This is a genomic window from Clostridium sartagoforme, from assembly GCF_004794105.1.
Taxonomy (GTDB): domain Bacteria; phylum Bacillota; class Clostridia; order Clostridiales; family Clostridiaceae; genus Clostridium; species Clostridium sartagoforme_B.
In genome coordinates this window covers 25,428-46,318 of sequence record NZ_SRYR01000010.1, presented here as the reverse complement: position 1 = coordinate 46,318, position 20,891 = coordinate 25,428, and the positions used below count along the sequence as shown (strand labels likewise).

The following is a 20,891-nucleotide window of genomic DNA, read 5'->3' as shown; positions in this document are numbered from 1 at the left end:
CACTTAATTATTCATTATCTTAAGTATATCTTCTCCATATCTTTCGTACTTCTTTTCACCCATTCCTCTTATGCTCATAAGTTCATCCTTCGTCTTAGGATTTTTATTTGCAAGTTCCATAAGTGTAGTATCCGAAAATATAATATATGGCTTTATTCCTTGTGAATTAGCCTTATTCTTTCTCCAAATTCTAAGCTTATTAAATAAGTCCTTATTAATTATCTTTTCTTCTGTATCTTCACTTAACTTACAGATAACTTTTTCTTGAGATTTTAATACTCTTAAGGATCTAGGATTTAACTTTAGCATTGAGTATGTTCCTTCTTTTAAATTAACATAACCTAAATCAATTAAGGTTTTAATTAAGTCTCTTATAAACTTACTGCTGTAATCCTTCATTATCCCAAAGGTAGTTAATTCATTTAATCTATTTTGGAGTATTTTAGGTCCAGTAAATCCTCTTAAAACATCTACAAGTACTGATATTCCATACATTTCCCTACTTCTATAGACACAAGATAATATCATTTGAGCTTCTGTAGTAAAGTCCCTAAGTTCTTCATTATTTAAGCAGTTACTACAATTATTACAATATGGCTTTACATTTTCATCTCCGAAATAATCTAATATAAAACTCCTATAGCATTTATCAGATTCACAAAAATCAATCATACTTTGAAGTTTTTTAATTTCAATTTCTTTTCTATTATTTCCTGCAGTTGTATATATTAGATATTCTAAAGTCCTTATATCATCCCTATTAAATAGAAGATGACATTCAGTTTTTTCTCCATCTCTACCACCTCTACCAATCTCTTGATAGTAACTTTCAATATTCTTGCAAATAGTAAAGTGAAGTATATATCTAACATTAGACTTATCTATACCCATTCCAAAAGCATTAGTTGCAATCATTACATTATAATTATCCTTTAAGAATTCATCTTGATAATAGCTTTTTTCTTCATCCTTAAGACCACCATGATACTTGGCTACTGCTAATCCTCTTTCCTTTAAATAATTATATAAAGCATCTACTTCTTTTCTTGTAGAGCAATAAACTATTCCACTTTCTTCTTCATGCTCCCTTATATAATCCTTAACAAATTCAGCCTTATCTTCTTCTTTATGAACAGATATGTTTAAGTTTTCTCTATCAAAGCTACCTATATATGTATATGGTTCAATTAATCCTAGCAGATTCAAAATATCTTTTCTTACCTCTTTAGTTGCTGTTGCTGTAAAAGCTGTTACTACAGGCCTAATCCTTAAACTATTTACAAAAGGTAATATATATCTATAACTTTTTCTAAAGTCATGTCCCCACATAGAAACACAATGCGCTTCATCAACTGCAACTTGACTTATAAAAAGTTTTCTAAGCATTTTATTAAAGTATTCACTTTCTAATCTTTCAGGTGCTATATATAAAAGTTTAATTTTCCCTTCATAACAAAGATTTAATATTTCTTTAATCTCATCTAAACTTTGAGTGCTATTTATATATGCTGCACTTATCCCAATATCATTAATAGAATCTACTTGATCCTTCATTAAAGATATAAGCGGAGATACTACTAAGGTTATGCCATTAAAAATCAAAGCAGGAATCTGATAACAAACAGACTTTCCAGCTCCTGTAGGCATTATAGACAAGGTATCCCTTCCCCTTAAAATATTAGAAATAATTTTATCTTGGCCTTCTTTAAAATAAGAATATCCATAATATTTATTTAATATCTCTAAAGCATTACTAAAAATGGCAATCACCTCTTTCCTATTAAGAGTTTACCATATTTTTTATATACTAAACAAAAAATATCACATTATTTAATAATACTAATGTGATATTTCTCATCTTATTTTTCTTTATACAATTCTATTTCATCCACTACAACATTTCCATTTCTATCAAGCAAAGGAGTTATTCCATAAGCCCCGGTTCCAATAGTGCATAAGTAATTAACACCTGTTGCAGTATCGACAACGATTTGTAATCCTGAAAGTCCTAAGTTTTGTGTATATTTTTCAACAAATCTTTTTTCCTGTTTTTTAAACATAAATATCTCCTCTTTAATCTTTCAAATACTATAATCATGATTTAAATATACATAGATAATAGCATTTCAGCTTCATTATTCTCTTTAATACTTCATGAAAAAATTAGAAATTCAGCTCGCTGAATTTCATCCTTTAGTTGCCACGTATAATACAGATTTATCTATAACTTTTTAATCGTAATAATCGTCATAGCTGTACCGACTTGGAGCTTGCGACGGAGGACACAGTTATGACGATTATTACCTTTTACTAGTTCAATAAATCCAAAATCTCTTTATTTTGTTTTTCTGTTAATTTTAATTTCTTAGTTACTTTTATTAACTTTTCATATAACTCTTTTTCATTTAAAGAGGCTCTTAAAAATCCACTTATTGAATTGCTTATTTCAAGTACAATTTGCAAAGCTTCTATTCTATCATCATCTTTTAAGTTACCGTTTTCAATGGTTCTATATAATATATATCCATACACAGAACATAGCTCAACATAATCTATTATATTTTCATCTTCAATTTTGCTTAGCATATATTCAATTTCTACAGATGAATACTTATTGTAAATATCATTATTAACATTAAAATGTACAGAGGCATTTATAAATTCATCTTTAATGTCACTCGTTACTTTCCCATTTAAGTAATCAACAACTAGTCCGTAAATTATGAAATCCATTTATCTTCCCCCTAAATTAATCCTATACATATAATTTATCACAATATTTTAAATTTTCAAATTGTATTTGCCATTATTTTTTTAATTTAAATAAATATAATTTTCCCCTTTACTTTTGTATATAGTAGTTGTATAATATTATTTGTAGCAAAAATTAATATCGCGGGGTGGAGCAGTTGGCAGCTCGTCGGGCTCATAACCCGAAGGTCGTAGGTTCAAGTCCTGCCCCCGCAACCAATAAAAACAGTGTAAAACTAAATTAGTTCTACACTGTTTTTTTATTCTTTTATATTTTTCTCTGCTAATAATCGCTTATATTAATGTATTGACATTTTATTCCTACATTGCTATCATCTTATTAAACACTGTTCAATAAATAAACATTGTTTAATTGTGCTGAATATTATATTAGGAGATATACAATGGTAAAAGAAAATAGAAGAGAACGTGAAATTGAAGAAATGAAAGAGCTAATTCTTTCATCAGCAAGCGCTATTGTTGCATCTGAAGGATTTGAAAAATTATCTATTAGAAAAATAGCAAAAAGTATTGAATACTCTCCTGCTATTATTTATCACTACTTTAAAGATAAAGAAGAAATTATTAATATTTTAATGCAAAGAGGATATAAAAAAATTATATCTGCAGTATCTTCTGTAAATACTGAAAATCTTTCTATTGAAGAAAGATTAACTGAAATGACTAAAAATTACATCTATACAGCCCTAAAAATGCCAGATGAATTTCTAGCAGCTCAGTTAAATACCTCTAAAGAAGCTTTAAATCATACATCTTATTTATTTAAAGGAGCTTCAAAAGATAAACCTGCACTATTTGCATTATATAAATGCCTTACAGATATGCAGACTGATAATTTAATAAGTGAAGATAAAATTGAATTAACTGCTCAAATTATAGCAGTTTCTACTCTTGGACTTATTATAAAGTTAATTGTTGAAAAAGAAGTAATCTCTGAAGAACAAAAGGAGATATTAATTGATTTCTACTCAAAAGAAATCGTATTAAAGATAGCTAGTACAATTCAAATTAAAAATTAGGGGATGATAATTTGAAAAAGATATTTAAAGTACTAATTTCATTGCTTCTTATCTTAGTGCTTATTTTTGTTAGTGGAATATTTTATTTAACTAGAGGTCTTAAAGAAGGTGAACATATTACTATTAACAGTATAAACTTATCTAATCTAAGTGATGGAGTTTACTTAGGAGAATTTAAGGAAGGAAGATGGTCTAATACTCTTAATGTTATAGTAAAAGACTATAAAATCACAGAAATTATTCTAAAAGATGATGTAAAATTTCCTATGCCTAATCTAAGTGATGAATTATTTAGTAATGTGATTAAATCTCAAAATACAACAGTTGATACTATTTCAGGGGCAACTGTTACTTCTAAAGCATATTTAAAATCAATAGAAAATGCTCTAAATAATTAAAATGGAGGAATTTATATGAATGCTTTAATTGCTTATTCCAGTAAATACGGATGTACAAAAAAATGTGTAGATTTACTACACAAAGAACTTAATGGCAATGTAGAAATAATTAATTTACAAACTTCAAAAAATATTGACCTTTCAAAGTATGACAAAATAATTATTGGTGGATCTATTTATATGGGAATGATTCAAAAAGAAGTGAAAGAATTCTGCAATAATAATTTAGAAATCTTAAAAGGAAAACAAACTGGTCTTTTTATCTGCGGAATGCAAGAAGGTGAATCCATAACTACAGAGATAAATGAAAATTTCCCTAAAGAATTGCTTGAAACTTCACTTATAAAAGAACATTTCGGAGGAGAATTTACATTTTCTAAAATGAAATTCTTTGAGAAAATGATAGTTAAGATGATTTCTAAAACTTCATCTGATAAGTCCAATATATTAAAAGATAATATAAATAACTTTGCTCTAAAAATGAATTCAATTTAATATATCTTCTCTCCAACAAATAAAGCAGTATAGATATTTTTGAAATAAAATATCTATACTGCTTTATTTATTAAGATATTAACCCCTTATTATATTTTCATAATTATTCTTATTGAAATATTTATATAGTATCAAATAAGTTTTTATTTGCTTGATTCCAGTAATATTCAATTATAATTTATTATTTTCTTATTTATTATCATTAATTTTAATCTATAATGATACTACCTCATCACAGACCTCTTCAAACAATTCATCATGAGAAATAACAATTATAATATTATCTTCTTTAATGTTAGATATCTCCTCTACCAATAATTCTCCTCCTTTTTTATCTAAAGCAGAAGATGGTTCATCTAATATCAAAAGACTATTATTGGTATTATGAAGCTTTAGTAATGATCTAATTATTGATATTTTTTGCTTCTGACCACCAGAAATATTATCTGACTTACTATCAATTATAGTATCCAGGGCTGGGATATTAAATTTATTTATTAAATAACTTAAATACTCAGAATCATAATTTTCATTACCATAAATAAGATTTTCTAAAACAGATGCATTTATCAATTTCGGTTCCTGCTCAACCTTACAAATTAATCTTTTTCTAGTATCATATAAATCAATATCTCTTATTGATTCATTATTAAATAATATTTCTCCATGATAATCTTCATATAAACCTAACACAACATTTAAAAAAGTACTTTTTCCTCTACCATTATGTCCTTTTAAAATATATAGCTTACCTTTTTCAAAATTAGTTGTTATATTTTTTAATATATCGTTCTTATTGTCGTATCCAAATGTTAAATTATTTACCGATATATTATTAATTTCATTCATAATCATATTTCCATTATGCTCCCTAGGAATATCTAAAACTTCTTTAAATCTAGAATAATATGTTTTTACCTCATGATAGCTTGGTATAATTCCTATTGCTGTTGTTAAATATCCTAATGCAATACTTGAATAAGAGTATATTAATTGAAAATCTCCTACGCTAGTATTACCTTTTAGCATTCCATCTGCAACTATTAATAATAAAACTAAAGTAGAGATATATTTAAATGACTCTATCAATACTTTATATGTATTATCAACTTTAGTTTTTTTCATAAAAGCATCTTTTACATCATCAAAAGAATTCTCAATTTCTTCCTCAACTTCATTAAACCATACATTCGTCTTTACAAGTTTTATATTAGTAATCTGATTATTTAATGCTGCAAAGAAAACACTTTGAGTTTCTTGTAACTTATAATTTATTTTATTAAGTATATTCTTAAATAGCTTTACGACAATTAAATTTAGCCCTAAGATAATTAATGTTGCTAATAAAACTAGCTTGTTTATATATGCCATGACAAATAATATAATAACTAACCCAATAATACTTAGTAACGCCTGCACTCCTGTATTCAGAAAAAATGCAGGTATTAAAAAAGCTCCATTATTAATTTTAGAAGTCATAACAGTTGGATTATCTACATTTATTTCTTTTAATTTTGATTTCCTTATATGTTTAAAGGCATCAATTTGCATATCATGAGCTAAATAATTACATATCAAGTTCAATAAAAATGTAACTAAATAGCTGGATATTCCCCAGACCAATATTATTGCTATAAATACAACTATTAGTCTAGCATCACTAATCTTATCATAAAACACTTTATCAATATATTTTGAAATAATAACAGGTATTAAAAGTAAGCTCCCCCATTGAAAAATAGCCATTAGCAAATATACTAATATTTTATACTTAAATTTTTTTAAATACGTTGCTATAAACTTAAACATCCCCATGCCCCCTTTTTAATTTTATATATTATAACTTTTATGTTATAATATGTATTTTATCAAAACAGTTAATCCTTGTCCATTTTATGGAAAATTATATTTTTAATTTTCGTCTATGTTTTAAACCACTATTAATTATTTATATATTAAAAGTGGATAGGTATCCCCTATCCACTTTGCTATGCAATTTAAATACTATTAATATTTAATATTTAATAGTTTATATGTTTTTATTCTGATAAATCAAATGTCCATCCCATTTCTTCTAATTTATCCAATATATCTTTAGGTATATCCTTTGCACTTCCTTTTTCTATAAGCTTACAACTATATATTGTAGTCCTTCCAGGGTAGGTTTCCATAATTGCATCGTAAGTAACTTCTATTTTATTTCCATTTTCTAAATCATCAAAAATATTTTCTCTGCCTGTTTCATTTGCCATAACAATTGGTCCATTATTCTCAATAATAATATTACTTCCATTAGTTGATCTTAAATATATACCAGTCATAGATGTTTTATTATTTTCAGAACATCCTACAAATAAAATCATACTGAAAGTAAAAAGTGAAAAATATACTAATAGTTTTTTCATCTCTTATACCACCTTATATATACTTATTATCTGCTGTCTTTCCTCAAAATCTTTAATGATAATATAGTTATACTATATAGTACGTTATACTTAAATTAAATATGAAAAAGTAAATAAAAAGCAGTATATAAATCCAAAAGGCACCTAAGTGCCTTTTTACTTCAGTTATACCTACCTCACAAATAAATAATCAATTTTTGATAATTTATTTAATTTATCTGAATTTACATCTTTAATTTCATCTATTAAGTATTCTTTATTTAAAATACTGTCTTTTTTTAAATTCTTTTGTACAACTATTTTTTCACTTACTGCCATAGTCATAATAGCAACTAAGACGCTAATAAACTTTTCTTCACTAGTCCCAGCAGAAGCAACCCCAACAGATATCAAAGCAGCTAACATATATTCTAATTTAATAGCTTCAAATAAATTAAAACTTTCTCTATTTATTTCTCTATCTACAAAAAATTCGCTGTATCCATCTGTTAAATAGTATTCCTCACTCTTTACTACTACTATGATATTGTTTGCTTTTGAAAAATTCCTAAAGCCCACTCTAACTTCTATATTATCTCTAAATCTATCAATACGAGAGTTATCTTCTTTCTTTTCTATCACATTATTAATAATTGCTTTAAATTCATTTATACTTCCAATTACAACGTTTATATTATATCTATTAATAATGCTTAAAGCAGTTTCCTTCTTTATAAAAGAATTCTCCTCCCCTATTAAATCTAAGATTATTGGCATTTTTCTTCTTCTTGCAATTCTTATTGATTTCTCAATATCTTGTATCTTTTCCTCACTTAAATCTTCTAAGCTTACTAATAAAGATGCTATATCCTTATTGTTTGCATTATCACTAATTAATGAAGAAAAAAATACAGGTATTCCATTATATGCCATGATACATTCAGCTAAATCCTTTAATAATAATGAATTTGAAATACAGTATATAAGAGGTTTACTTTTCTTCTGCAAGCTTAAGCACTCGTCTAAGGCTCTTACACCAATTTGCATTCTGTATCCTCTCTTACATCTTAAACTAATAATAGTATAAAGCTGTCGCAAAGGCCATTATTCTATATCCCGCAACAGCCTTTGTACATATTATTCGACTTTATTTGCATATGTTACATCATTAAATTTTAAATAATATTAATTATCTTTGGGCTATTTATCTATATTTGAGACAATTACTCCCCTTCTAATTCTATTAATAATACAATAATCTATATATAAGTTTCCTTTGAAATTATTTTTCTTCTAAAATATCATAAGACTTTAAAATTAAAATTACTTATTGAAACATATATATGTATCTTGAGGCTTAATTGCTTTAATAAATTATTTTCTTTATAATTACATATATAAATATTATATCTGCCTATTAGCACATAAATTAGATTTGAAAGTTGGTATAATAAATGAAAGAGAAACCTTATCTAATTAATATTACGAGAAATTAAGAAATTTCCATTTCTACCTCTTTCATAGAATCATTTTATTAAATCTTCTTAATTTAATATTCCAGATATATAACATTTTAAAGGATGAAACAAATGATGAGATACATAGATTAACAACATAGTCTATATAGACTTATGCTATTACTTTATATGACATCAAATTAAATACGATAGGAGAATTAAAATGAGTTGGATTGAAGATATAAAAAACTATAAACCATTTAATGATCAAGAAGCTTCAGATAAAGAAGCTATTTTATATTCCATGGATAACTTTAATAACTTATTAACTAGGGAGAACCCTTTAGCCCATATAACTAGCTCAGGATACATAGTGAATAAAGATAAAACTAAAGTTCTTATGATTTATCATAATATTTATAAATCTTGGTCTTGGACTGGTGGACATGCTGATGGAGATGATGATTTATTATATGTAGCTATTAAAGAAGCTAAAGAAGAAACAGGAGTTAAAAATATAAAAGCTCTTGATAATAAGATTTTTTCTTTAGATGTACTTCCAGTACCTGCACATATTAAGAGAGGAAAAAATATAGCTTCCCATCTTCATTTATCAGTTGCTTATCTATTAGAAGCAGATGAAAATGATGAGCTTATAATAAAAGAAGATGAAAATAGCGGAGTAAAATGGATTCCAATTGATGAAGTGTCAAAGTATTCTACTGAGGCTGATATGGTTAAACTTTATGAAAAGTTTAATGATAGAATAAAGAAATATTATTTATAAGTTGTAATGAATTTTCTGCATTTTATTAAGTTAGTTTCATTTTTAAATATTTCAGTTAGGTAATTACGTAAACGACTTTTATAAAAATTAAAAACTCGATGCTTTCAATTGATGTAGTTTACTTCAAAATATCTTTTTATTTAATATTTCATAAGACTTAAAGATGTATTTTATTTATTGAAACATAGATAATTGAAATGTTGTATAAGATAATATTAAATTTACTAATTAGAATTATATAAAATTCAATAGGGTTGTCTCAAATATAGAACTTTTTTATTACATAATCTTTATTTCTTATTGTAGGGCAACCCTTTTTTACTATGTTTAACTTCAATATATTATTATCTATCTTTAGCTTCTAAAAGCTTTTATCTGACTTTATCATTTTAATTCCTCGAAGTATAGTTTCTAACGCAAAGTCTAAAATGAATATTAAAAGCTTATTATCTTCTGGAAAGTTCACTATTAAGGTTTTATTTCTTATTCCTGCTACGCCTCTATTTAATAAAGATTTTCTAGATATTTGTAGACAAAAGCATGATATCCCTTGCATTAAAGAATTTGCTTCTCTATGAATTATGTTTTTTGTAGCTTCAGGAACAATATCACTTTCTCTAAATCCTATTCCTCCAATTGTTAATATAAGATCAAGCTTATGAATATCAGCCATTTCCTTCATTTCTTTTTCTAAGTCTTCTTGATTACTTTTCATCATTTTACTTGTTACTATCTCATGCCCTTCATTTTCTAGATACCGTTTAACTATCTTAAGCCTATGAACTTCATTTTTTAACATAAATTCTTCTTTATTCCTAGCCATAACTAGTATTCCAACCCTCACCATAAACCCACCTCATTATAAACTAATTAGTTGAACTTTTCATATAAATTACTCAATATATAAATTATACCATTATTTATACAGAAAAAAATAGACAGAATATTAGGATTCTATCTATTTCTACCAAGTTCTTCATTTATTTTCTTCGTTGACTCAATTTCTTGACATTTTTCTCGCAAATTGCTTACTGTATTGTTATTATTGCTGTTGTTGTTATTATTCATAGCTGCAAAGTTAAACATAAACATTAATTCTACTTCTTCCTCTTCAACCATTTCTAATATTCTTATATTTATTTCTTCTCTTAACTCTTCATACTTTATAAAATTCATTTCATTTGTATAAAAATACATAAATACTCCATATCCCATATTTGATAAATCATTAAAGCTTACTATTATTAAATCCTTATCTATCTTTTCATGATTATTTAAATATTCTTTTATCTTATCTAAAAGACTCCTAACTTTCTTAATAGGTGTATTAGATTTAATAGTAAATTTAAAGTGAATCCTTCTAAGGCTTCTTTCACTCCAATTTATTATTTCCTCATTTGCAAGCTTCGAATTTGGAATAGTTGCAACTGACATAGTAAAAGTTCTAACCTTTGTACTTCTAAAAGTTATATCTTCAACTATTCCTTCAACTTGAGGAGTTTGTATCCAATCTCCTTTAGCAAAAGGCCTATCTAATACTATAATCATTCCACCAAAAAGATTAGAAAATGCGTCTTGAGCCATAAGAGCAAAGGCTACACCACTAATACCAAGGCCTGCAATAAACCCCGTAAATCCAAATTCCCTTGCAATACAGCTTACTCCAATTATCACAATTAAAAGCCTTATTACTATTGAAACAAAGGGAAATACAATATCATTCTTTTTTAGCTTACTATATAAAAAAGAATTTTCTAAAGTTAAATTATAAAAAAAATAGCAAATAACTATTACAATAAAAAGCCTCTTAATTCTATCACTTGTAAGTGAATTAAAGTTTAATCCATCAAAATCAATAATTATTAAAGAAGCATAAACTGCATATAAGGCTATATATAACTTAATAGGTTTTTCTAAAGACCAAGCTAAGCTATCATCTGCCAGATTTTTAGTTTTTTTAGCTAATCTAATAATGTAATCAAATATTCTAGTTATTACATATCTATTAAATATAAGAGCTATTAGTATTATCATAAATGCTGCTATATATTTGCTTACACTTATTTTAATTAATGTCTTTATAACCTCCTCTAGTATATCCATAGCGTCTCCTTAACTGCATTTATCCTATCGCCACCATTGCTATTAATACCCCCTATTCTCAAAGTGGGAGCTAAGCACTGCTATGCGCCTTGATTAGTTCTTTCCTTTCTTATAACTATTATTTTACTCTATCTTTTTTCTTTTATTCTTTAACTATCTAATGCATTTCTTAAGACCTTTATAAATTCCAATAAATCCGCTTTATTTCTTAATCTCTTAACTAAAGCACTTCCGACTATTATTCCATCAGAATGAGCCTTAATATTTTTAACTGTTTCTACATTTGAAATTCCAAAACCAACTAATAAAGGAAGATTAGTATATGCTCTTACCTCTTTTAAATACTCTATAGTTTCTTCATTTATTATTTTACTTCTTTCACCCGTTACTCCCTTAGATGAAATGCAGTAAACAAATCCATCAGCAGTTTTAGCAATTCCTTTAATTCTTTCTCTTGAAGTAGGGGCAACTAAAGGAATTAAAGAAATATTGTTTTTGTTACACAGATTTAATGTTTCTACTCTTTCTTCTAAAGGCAAATCAGGAATTATTAACCCATCTACTCCTATCTCCCTTGATAAATTTAAAAGCTCTTCTATTCCATAGCAATAAATAATATTGTAGTAAGCCATAATTATTATAGGAATATCACTTTTTCTTCTTACAAATTTTACTGTATCAAAAACATCTTGAAGCTTAATTCCATTTTTAATTGCTTCAGCATAGGCATCTTGTATTACTTCTCCATCTGCTAAAGGCTCTGTAAAAGGCACTCCTATTTCAACAATATTCCCTCCCTCCTTTCTTATATTAACTATTAAATCTGCTAACTCTTCCTTACTTAAATTATCAAAGGTTAGAAAAGGAACTAGTGCTTTTTTACCCTGATTTTTAAGTTTTTCTAATTCTAAAGATATTCTATTCATTTGCTTTACCTCCTATATAGGCAAGTATAGTTTCCATATCCTTATCTCCTCTTCCAGATAAATTAATTACTATTATTTTATCCTTGTCCACTTTCTTAACTAACTTCATAGCATAAGCAACTGCATGGGAAGACTCTAAAGCTGGTACAATTCCTTCTATTTTAGTTAAATATAATAAAGCATCTAAAGCTTCCTTATCTGTTACAGCTTCATATTCTGCCCTTTTTGTTTCTGCTAAATATGCATGTTCAGGTCCTACTGCTGGATAATCAAGGCCTGCTGATATAGAATATGCTTCCTTTATATTTCCTTCATCATCTCTTAATACATAAGTCATCATTCCATGCATAACACCTTTTTTCATATCTTTCATAGTAGCTGAATGCATATCTGTATCTAATCCAAATCCCGCTCCCTCAACTCCTATAAGATTAACTTCCTTATCCTTAAGAAATGGATAAAATATCCCCATAGAATTACTTCCTCCACCTACAGCTGCAATTATATAATCTGGAAGTCTTCCTTCCTTTGCTAGTATTTGCTTCTTAGTTTCATCTCCAATTACCATTTGAAAATCTCTAACCATCATAGGATAAGGATGAGGTCCAACTACTGATCCAATAATATAAAAAGTATCTTCTACATTTGAAACCCAATATCTTATGGCTTCGTTAACAGCATCTTTTAATGTAGCTGTTCCACTTTTAACTGGAACTACTTCTGCTCCAAGGAGCTCTATTTTCCTCACATTTAGAGCTTGTCTCTTAATATCTTCTTCTCCCATAAAGATTTTACATTCCATATTAAATTTAGCTGCAACTGTTGCTGTTGCAACTCCATGTTGTCCAGCACCTGTTTCTGCAATTATCTTTTTCTTACCCATTCTTTTAGCAAGTAATATTTGTCCAATAGCATTATTAATTTTATGAGCACCTGTATGATTTAAATCTTCTCTTTTTAAATAAATCTTAGGCCCATTTAAATCTAAAGACATATTTTCAGCATAATATAAAGGTGTTTCTCTACCTACATATTCTTTTAAATAATAGTTATACTCTCTAATAAAGTCTTCATCCTCTATCGCTAATTCATATTCCCCTTCTAACTCCTTTAATGCATTCATTAAAGTTTCAGGTACATATTGGCCCCCAAAATTATTAAATCTTCCTTTTGTCATTTTTTCTTACCTCCCCAATTATCTTTTTCATTTTTTCATAAGATTTAATTCTTACTCCATTTTCATTTATTATTTCAGCCCCACTAGATACATCTATCCCCTTTGGATTCAGGGTTTCTATTACCTCCTGTATATTATCCTCATTTATTCCACCTGCCATAAAGACTCTATTAAATTCTTTAAAATTACCTAAAACTTTTAGCTTAAATCTTTTTCCTTCCCCAGGAGTACCTGAATCTAGTAATATATTTTCAGCTTTAAAACTATTTATTTCTTTTATACTTTTTTCATCTATTATAGATATAGCCTTCCATACTTCAATTTTATTCCTTACTTTATTTTTCAAAGCTTCTATATATTCATTGTCTTCACTTCCATGAAGCTGCACTATTTTTATATTTGTATAATTTAGAACTTCAGAAATAAAATCCACTTTTTCATTTCTAAAAACTCCAACTGAATTTATTTCATTATTAAGGTTAGCTAATAACTCTCTCGCCTCTTCTTTAGAAATCTTCCTCTTACTTTCAGAAAACACAAACCCAATATAATCAGGCCTTAGCTTATTGCTATATTTAATTTCTTGAAGTTTTGTAATACCACATATCTTTATTTCCATACTCAACCCCTATTTTTAGTGAAAAGATAAAAGTTAAGAGTTAAAAGTTTATGATGTAATTCCTTCAGAATTACTAAAATAAACTCTTTCCCTCTTCATCATTTCATTATTTATTCTTCCTTCACTATTAACTCTTCACTTCTTACTTCTTAACTCTTCACTCTATGATTTTTTCATTCTTTCATTCCTTCATTTTTAACTCTTTTCTCTTTTACCCTTTCATTCCTTAGTTCCTTAATTCCTCACTCCTTACATCTCTTATCGCTTACCTCTTACCTCTTACCTTTTCCCCTAAACTCTTTAAAATCTTTAATAAACTCTGTATTTTCTATATTTTTCATAAACATCTCCCCAATTAGAACTCCATTAACTCCAAGACTTTTCATATACTCAATATCTTCTATTTTTAGTAGTCCACTTTCAGCTACTATTAACTTGTCTTTAGGAATATTGTTTATTAAATTTTTTGTAACCTCTATTGATGTATTGAAGTTTTTAAGATTTCTATTATTTATCCCTATAATTTCGCAGTTAGCTTCTAGTGCTATTTTAACTTCTTCCTTATTATGAACTTCTACTAAGGGTTCTAATTTAAATTTTTTAGCTTCTTTATAAAACTTAGATAAATTCTCTTTTAATACTGAAGCAATTAACAAAATTGAATCTGCTCCTAAAAGCACAGCTTCATAAATTTGATAAAAATCTACTATAAAATCTTTTCTTAATATTGGCTTATCAGATTTTTTCCGTATAAATTTTAGATTTTCATCACTACCTAAGAAGAAATTTTCCTCTGTTAATATAGAAAAGGAATCTATACATAGTTCATTGTAATAACTTAATATTTTTCCTAGATTAAAGTCCTCTACTATTATTCCTTTAGATGGAGAAGCTTTTTTAAACTCACCAATTACTGTTAAGTTATTTGATAAAAGTTCTTTTTTAAATAAGTTGTCCTTTTTATTTTTTGCCTTTTCAACTGCCTTGTTATAAATCTCTTCTTTACTAATTAAGTTTTTTCTCTCTTCTATAGTTTTCTTCTTTCTTTTTACTATTTCTTCAAGTATATCCTTCACTTCTAAGATACCTCCTTATTAGATAGCTGAATATATTTCTTATATGCAAGGCCTGAATCTATTAAAAACTTTGCTTTTATTATTCCTTCTTCTATAGAATCTACAATTTCTCCTACATATAAAGCTGCAGCTGAATTTAATACAACTATATCTCTTTTTGGGCCCTTATTTCCTTTTAATATATCTAATATTATCTTGGAGTTTTCTTTAGGATTTCCACCACTTATATCCTTTAAAGAAGCCTTTTTAATACCAAGATTTTCTGGATTTAATTTATAATTTTTTATCTCACCTAAAGTAACTTCATAAATAGAAGTTGTGGTGGTTGTAGTTATTTCATCTAAACCATCATCTCCATGAACTATTAATGCTCTATTTAATCCAAGCTTTGCTAAAACTTCTGCTATAGTTTTCATAACTTTATCATCATATACTCCAAGTAATTGTCCAGTTAATGGAGCTGGATTTGAAAGGGGGCCAACTAAATTAAATATAGTTCTTATCTTAAGTTCTGCCCTTTCATTTGCAACATTTCTCATGGCATTATGATAATTAGGAGCAAATAAGAAGCTCATTCCCTTATTTAAAATATCTCTTTCACTATCTTCTTTTTTCATATTAATATCTATTCCAAGTTCTTTTAATACATCTGCACTTCCACTTTTACTTGATATTGCTCTATTTCCATGCTTGGCTACTTTTACACCACCACTAGCTGCAATTATTGCTGAAGCAGTTGAAATATTAAAGGTTTTTCCACCATCTCCACCAGTTCCACAAGTATCTATTAAATTATTTCTATCTACATCTATCTTTATCATATTCTCTCTTAAAGCTCTTATAGTCCCTAATATTTCATCTGTAGTTTCACCTTTAATCTTAAGACCTAATAAAAAAGCTCCTATTTGCGAGGATGTTGCCTCCCTATTCATTATTTGATTTATTACCATTCTTGCTTCATCCTCTGTTAAGTCTTTCTTTAGTGATAATTTTCTTATTGCTTCATTAATCATAAATATCGCACACCTCCACTATAAAATTTCTTATTATTCGTTTACCTTGATCTGTATATATTGATTCTGGATGAAATTGAAGTCCATAAATCTTATAATCCTTATGCTTTATTGCCATTATTTCATCATCATCTAAACTCTTTCCTATTATTTCAAACTCTTCTGGTAAAGTTTCTTTATCTACTATTAAAGAATGATATCTCATTACAGCTAATCTTCTACTTACACCATCAAATATGCAGTCCTTTTTCACTCTAATATTAGATTTTTTACCATGAAGTATATTCTTTGCTCTTATTATTTTTCCACCATAAGCTTCAGCTATTGCTTGATGTCCAAGACATATTCCTAGTATAGGAATTTCACCTTCTAAGCCTTTAATTAAGTCTACTGAAATCCCCGCATCTCTAGGTCTTCCAGTCCCAGGAGATATAACTATTCCTTCTGGCTTTAAGCTTATTAATTCTTCAACTGTTATTTCATCATTTCTAAATACTTTAACCTTTGAAAACTCTGATAAATACTGATATAAATTAAAAGTAAAGGAATCATAATTATCTATAAGTGCTATCATCTTAGTACTACCTCCCTTAAAATCTTTAGCTTATTATCTACTTCTTCACATTCCTTTTCTGCTATTGAATCATAGACAATTCCTGCTCCTGCTTGAATATTAGCAATCTTATCTTTTAAAACTATAGTTCTTATTGCTATACACATTTCTAAGTTTCCACCATAAGACGCATACCCTATCGCCCCTGAATAAATTCCTCTATCTAATTCTTCTAAGTTATTTATAATTTGCATTGCTCTTATTTTAGGAGCACCTGAAACTGTACCTGCTGGAAAGCAAGAAAATAGTGCTTTAAGGATATCATCTTTATCTTTAAGTCTCCCTTGAACAGTGCTTGCAATATGCATAACATGAGAAAACTTCGCTATCTTCATAAAACTTGTAACTTCCACTGTCCCAACTTCACTTACTCTTCCTACATCATTTCTAGCTAAATCAACTAGCATAACATGCTCTGCAAGTTCCTTAGAATCATTTTTCAATTCTTCTTCAAGCCTTAAATCCTCTTCAATATTTATTCCTCTTTTTCTAGTACCAGCTATAGGATTTGTTGTTATTATTCCATTCCTTATAGAAACTAGTATTTCAGGAGAAGCTCCAATTACTTGATAATCTTTATAGTCTAATAAAAACATATATGGTGAAGGGTTTTCCTCCCTTAAAGATCTATAGATTTCTAAGGCTGATTTATCAGTTTTAACAGTTCCTCTTCTAGATAAAACTACTTGAAAAATATCTCCTTCTCTTATATGCTCCTTAGCTTTTTCCACTATACTAAAGAAATTTTCATCACTATCACTGTAGCTAAATATATTTTTCTCCTCTTTATCTTGGCTAATAATATCTTCATATTTGTCTTTGTAATTATCATGTTTACAATTATCTTTATTGCAATTATTGATATCCTCAACTATAACTACTTCTGAAGTAATAAACTCCTTGTAATATTTATTTTGAGAATCTAAAACTCCTTCATAAGACTCATCATCTTCCTGAAAAATATTATTCACTATATATAACTTGCTAGTAAAATGATCATAAGCCACATATCTCTTATAAAAATTAAACTTAACTACTGGCAAATTTAGCTTATCTTCATTATCAATCTTTATTGCTTTTTCATAAAAAGCAACTGCATTGTAACCTATATATCCAATGCAACCACCCTTAAAAGGCAATGGATTACTTTCTATATTAAATCCTTTATTTAATTCATTATTAATCTTATCTATAGTTGTACTATCATTACCTTGAATTTCTAAATATGAATTTTCAGAAATAAAAGAATACCTTCCCTCCAGATTTCTTTTTTCCCCACTTTCAAAGATAAATTTATTACTTCCCTTTAAAGAATTAAAAATCTTAATAGGTGTAATTTCATCACCTCTATACTCACTAATTACTGAAAACCCTATATTCCCACTTTTATTCTTTAAAAATTCATCTTTTGAAATATTAACTACTCTCTTCATACATAGCCCCCCTTATAAAATTAATTTTCTTTTATTACAGACTTAAGGAAAGAAATACATAATTTTAGGTAATAAAAAAAGCCACTTCATCCCTAATGGGACAAAGTGACTTGTGCCACCCATTTTTATTTATACATAAATAAGCATTAATTCTAAAGTATTTTATAATTTATATTATTAAATATGTTTATACAACCTCTCTTATTTATATCATTAATAGTTTTAAGCTTGTACTACCCAATTTAAATAACCTCTTATAAAATAAAAAAATTCCATCCTTAAATAGGATGAAATATAAAATACTTCACTAATGCCACCTATGCATTTCTCTTCCAGGTACAGAAAACTCGATACCCTGTTATTTTAACGGCTAACTCCCGTACACCCATACTATAATTTCAAGATGCCACCTCAAAGATCCATTCAATAATAGCTACAGTACTTGGCTCCCACCTCCCCAAATTCGCTGGATCTAAATTCTATTACATACTACTTCTTATCACAGGCTTTAATTTTTAATGTTATTATATGGAATATAAGACAAAAAAGCAATAGTTTTTTGAAATCTTTTAATATTAACAATTTAAAATAAATCACTACCTAAATTTTTGTTATTAATCTATTATTGTTAATTAAAAAGAGCTGCCTATGGCAGCTCTTTTATAAGGTTTTACTATCTTAATTCAAAAGAATTACAATCTGTACATTGTACTTGAGTTGGATTCTGTTCATGAGTTCCAACTTGAATTACAGATAATGTACAATATTTTTCAGCAGTATTATTATACTTGCATTGTTCAACTGTACACTTTATATTCGGATTCTTATCCATTAAAATCACCACCTTACCCTATTAGTATTTACGTTAAAATTTATACTATTCCTAAAACATATAATTTAATAATGTAAAATCTAGAATAAGTAGGTTATGTTTTAAATTGTGCAGGAGTTTTTAACATATTATGCTCGGACTCCGTCGCCAGCTCCAAGTCGTCTTACGCACAATATGTTAAAAACTCCTTGAATAATTTAAATTTGTAAATGCAGGCCAACTAAAGGAAGAAATTCAGACGAGCTGAATTTCAATAAAAATTAGTGTAATCGCCTAAAATATTTTGAATGCTGAATCACTAGCAAAGATAAATGGACGGTGAAGTAAGCATATGGCGAAAAATTAGAAGTTCTTGGTGAAGTAAAAGCTGCTAGACCTTAGAGTTGTTGGTTTGTCTGAGCGCATGCGAGTTTTACCAAAACTCTTGGTCTAGTAGTTTTTACGAGCCTAGAACTTCTTTTTGCAGCCATTTGTCTTATGAGCCGTCCATTTATCTTTGCAGTTATATTTGCATTTTAAAACTTACGAAAAAAAGCTATATCAATCTCTAAAAAATTGATATAGCTTATTAATTACAATTTTATATTATTAGAAATTTTTAGCAATTTCTTTAGCTTCTTCTACTGAATCAGAAACTATCTTATCTATATCCATACCCATTACATCTAGGTTTTCAACAGCTATACTCTTAACATCTTTAACTCCAAAGAATGCAAGTATAGTTCTTAAGTATCTTTCACCCATTTCAAATTGTGAACCTATTTCACTAGAGTAATCTCCACCTCTACCTGAAACTATTAAAGCCTTATTAGCCTTACAAATTCCAACTGGACCATTAGCTGTGTATTTGAATGTTATTCCTGTAACACTTGTATAGTCAAAATAAGCTTTAACTATAGCTGGTGTTCCTAGATTCCACATTGGTGCTGCAATAACAATCTTATCTACTTCTGCTATTTGGTAAGCATACTTTAATATTGGATGATTTCTGCTTGCCTTTGTCTTTTCCCCAAAAACTGCTGCTAAATCTTCAGCTTTTAAGAAATCTATTCCTTCATTATATAAATCTAATGTTATTATTTCATCCTCAGGATTTAAAGTTCTATATTCTTCAATAAAACTATCTGATACCTTAAATGTTCTTGATTGTCCTTCTGGTTTAATATTTGCCTTTATATATAATACTTTTTTCATCGTTATCCTCCACTATAAATCCTCTTTGGAAATATATCTTTTATTTGTTATAATATAAATGATAGTTTAAAATTTATCAACTTTCAAGTAGACACTTTTTTTATACCTAGTATCAAAAATGATACTAGTTCTCATTTATTAACGTTTAAGGAGATATCTAATGGAGAAATTTACAATTGAACACAAAGATTGTTTTTATAATGAAAATACTGATAACCACGAGGTTTGCCCTATGATTTTAGTGCATAAACTTATATCTGGTAAATGGAAAATACTAATACTATGGTACTTATGTGATGGACCTCTTAGATTTACAGATATAAAGAAAAGTTTGCCAAATGTTACACAAAAAATGTTAACAAATCAATTAAGAAGCTTAGAAGAAGACAACTTAATTTATAGAAAAGTCTATCCAGTTGTTCCACCAAAGGTTGAATATGGTTTAACTGAAGTTGGGATGAAAATTATTCCCGTCTTAAAAGCTATGCATAATTATGGAGAAGAATACATTTTAGAAATGAATAATGAAAATTGAAGAATTAAAAATTAATGAAAAAACTCCCTTAGGAGTTTTGAAAATAAAATCATTTTTT

22 protein-coding genes and 1 tRNA gene are annotated in these 20,891 nt (G+C 27.6%); 6 read left to right on the top strand and 17 right to left on the bottom strand.

The features are described from left to right. Nucleotides 1-3 precede the first annotated feature (3 nt). The 3 genes from recQ to E5347_RS13910 all read right to left on the bottom strand — a co-directional run bounded on the left by recQ (nt 4) and on the right by E5347_RS13910 (nt 2,733). Nucleotides 4-1,767 carry a DNA helicase RecQ gene (gene recQ, locus E5347_RS13920; protein ID WP_136007897.1) on the bottom strand — a complete coding sequence of 588 codons (1,764 nt, stop codon included), beginning with the start codon at nt 1,765-1,767 and terminating at the stop codon, nt 4-6. 92 nt (nt 1,768-1,859) lie between these two features. Further along, nucleotides 1,860-2,060 carry a DUF6440 family protein gene (locus E5347_RS13915; protein ID WP_136007837.1) on the bottom strand — a complete coding sequence of 67 codons (201 nt, stop codon included), beginning with the start codon at nt 2,058-2,060 and terminating at the stop codon, nt 1,860-1,862. Nucleotides 2,061-2,310: 250 nt separating this feature from the next. Further along, nucleotides 2,311-2,733, bottom strand: a complete 423-nt coding sequence (locus E5347_RS13910; protein ID WP_136007836.1) for a hypothetical protein — start codon at nt 2,731-2,733, stop codon at nt 2,311-2,313. Between the two features lie 161 nt (nt 2,734-2,894). Between E5347_RS13910 and E5347_RS13905 the strand changes: the two genes are divergently transcribed. From E5347_RS13905 to E5347_RS13890, 4 genes are all read left to right on the top strand, one after another. Continuing rightward, nucleotides 2,895-2,970, top strand: a tRNA-Met gene (locus E5347_RS13905). A gap of 185 nt (nt 2,971-3,155) precedes the next feature. Beyond that, a complete protein-coding gene (locus tag E5347_RS13900) occupies nt 3,156-3,791 on the top strand; it encodes a TetR/AcrR family transcriptional regulator (protein ID WP_136007835.1) in 636 nt (211 codons plus the stop codon). Between the two features lie 11 nt (nt 3,792-3,802). After that, complete coding sequence (locus E5347_RS13895) at nt 3,803-4,189, top strand: FMN-binding protein (protein WP_136007834.1); 387 nt, start codon at nt 3,803-3,805, stop codon at nt 4,187-4,189. A 15-nt stretch (nt 4,190-4,204) separates the two neighbouring features. Next, complete coding sequence (locus E5347_RS13890) at nt 4,205-4,684, top strand: flavodoxin domain-containing protein (RefSeq protein WP_136007833.1); 480 nt, start codon at nt 4,205-4,207, stop codon at nt 4,682-4,684. Nucleotides 4,685-4,897: 213 nt separating this feature from the next. Here E5347_RS13890 and E5347_RS13885 read toward each other — a convergent pair whose 3' ends face one another. From E5347_RS13885 to E5347_RS13875, 3 genes are all read right to left on the bottom strand, one after another. After that, nucleotides 4,898-6,493 carry an ATP-binding cassette domain-containing protein gene (locus E5347_RS13885; protein ID WP_168354975.1) on the bottom strand — a complete coding sequence of 532 codons (1,596 nt, stop codon included), beginning with the start codon at nt 6,491-6,493 and terminating at the stop codon, nt 4,898-4,900. A 230-nt stretch (nt 6,494-6,723) separates the two neighbouring features. Next, on the bottom strand, nt 6,724-7,089 hold the full coding sequence (locus E5347_RS13880; protein ID WP_136007831.1) for a DUF3221 domain-containing protein: 366 nt from the start codon (nt 7,087-7,089) through the stop codon (nt 6,724-6,726). Between the two features lie 171 nt (nt 7,090-7,260). Next, nucleotides 7,261-8,115 carry a hydroxyethylthiazole kinase gene (locus E5347_RS13875; protein ID WP_136007830.1) on the bottom strand — a complete coding sequence of 285 codons (855 nt, stop codon included), beginning with the start codon at nt 8,113-8,115 and terminating at the stop codon, nt 7,261-7,263. A 633-nt stretch (nt 8,116-8,748) separates the two neighbouring features. Here E5347_RS13875 and E5347_RS13870 point away from each other — a divergent pair. Beyond that, on the top strand, nt 8,749-9,312 hold the full coding sequence (locus E5347_RS13870) for an NUDIX hydrolase (RefSeq protein ID WP_136007829.1): 564 nt from the start codon (nt 8,749-8,751) through the stop codon (nt 9,310-9,312). Nucleotides 9,313-9,673: 361 nt separating this feature from the next. On the opposite strand, the gene E5347_RS13865 is transcribed toward E5347_RS13870, so the two are convergent. The 11 genes from E5347_RS13865 to E5347_RS13815 form a co-directional block, all read right to left on the bottom strand. Further along, on the bottom strand, nt 9,674-10,159 hold the full coding sequence (locus E5347_RS13865; RefSeq protein WP_136007828.1) for a molybdopterin-binding protein: 486 nt from the start codon (nt 10,157-10,159) through the stop codon (nt 9,674-9,676). A 107-nt stretch (nt 10,160-10,266) separates the two neighbouring features. Further along, nucleotides 10,267-11,415 (bottom strand): mechanosensitive ion channel family protein, encoded by a 1,149-nt coding sequence (locus tag E5347_RS13860; RefSeq protein WP_136007827.1) that lies wholly within the window; start codon nt 11,413-11,415, stop codon nt 10,267-10,269. Between the two features lie 149 nt (nt 11,416-11,564). Next, on the bottom strand, nt 11,565-12,341 hold the full coding sequence (trpA, locus tag E5347_RS13855) for a tryptophan synthase subunit alpha (RefSeq protein ID WP_136007826.1): 777 nt from the start codon (nt 12,339-12,341) through the stop codon (nt 11,565-11,567). After that, the gene (gene trpB / locus E5347_RS13850; protein ID WP_136007825.1) at nt 12,334-13,518 is read right to left on the bottom strand and encodes a tryptophan synthase subunit beta; all 1,185 of its coding nucleotides are present in this window, start codon (nt 13,516-13,518) and stop codon (nt 12,334-12,336) included. The genes trpA and trpB overlap by 8 nt, the downstream gene beginning before the upstream one ends. After that, a complete protein-coding gene (locus tag E5347_RS13845; protein WP_136007824.1) occupies nt 13,499-14,137 on the bottom strand; it encodes a phosphoribosylanthranilate isomerase in 639 nt (212 codons plus the stop codon). The genes trpB and E5347_RS13845 overlap by 20 nt, the downstream gene beginning before the upstream one ends. Nucleotides 14,138-14,409: 272 nt before the next feature. After that, nucleotides 14,410-15,213 (bottom strand): indole-3-glycerol phosphate synthase TrpC, encoded by an 804-nt coding sequence (gene trpC, locus E5347_RS13840; protein WP_243109786.1) that lies wholly within the window; start codon nt 15,211-15,213, stop codon nt 14,410-14,412. A gap of 2 nt (nt 15,214-15,215) precedes the next feature. Further along, nucleotides 15,216-16,226: an anthranilate phosphoribosyltransferase gene (trpD, locus tag E5347_RS13835; protein ID WP_136007823.1), complete on the bottom strand. Its 1,011-nt coding sequence runs from the start codon at nt 16,224-16,226 to the stop codon at nt 15,216-15,218. Next, complete coding sequence (locus tag E5347_RS13830; RefSeq protein ID WP_136007822.1) at nt 16,219-16,800, bottom strand: anthranilate synthase component II; 582 nt, start codon at nt 16,798-16,800, stop codon at nt 16,219-16,221. The genes trpD and E5347_RS13830 overlap by 8 nt, the downstream gene beginning before the upstream one ends. Continuing rightward, nucleotides 16,797-18,272, bottom strand: coding sequence for an anthranilate synthase component I family protein (locus E5347_RS13825; protein ID WP_136007821.1), 1,476 nt, complete (start codon nt 18,270-18,272; stop codon nt 16,797-16,799). The genes E5347_RS13830 and E5347_RS13825 overlap by 4 nt, the downstream gene beginning before the upstream one ends. Before the next feature lie 673 nt (nt 18,273-18,945). Continuing rightward, on the bottom strand, nt 18,946-19,104 hold the full coding sequence (locus E5347_RS13820) for a DUF1540 domain-containing protein (RefSeq protein WP_136007820.1): 159 nt from the start codon (nt 19,102-19,104) through the stop codon (nt 18,946-18,948). Nucleotides 19,105-19,692: 588 nt separating this feature from the next. Then, entirely contained in the window at nt 19,693-20,298 is a 606-nt protein-coding gene (locus tag E5347_RS13815; RefSeq protein ID WP_136007819.1) for an FMN-dependent NADH-azoreductase, read from the bottom strand. A 160-nt stretch (nt 20,299-20,458) separates the two neighbouring features. Between E5347_RS13815 and E5347_RS13810 the strand changes: the two genes are divergently transcribed. After that, nucleotides 20,459-20,833, top strand: coding sequence for a winged helix-turn-helix transcriptional regulator (locus tag E5347_RS13810; protein WP_136007818.1), 375 nt, complete (start codon nt 20,459-20,461; stop codon nt 20,831-20,833). Nucleotides 20,834-20,891 lie beyond the last annotated feature (58 nt).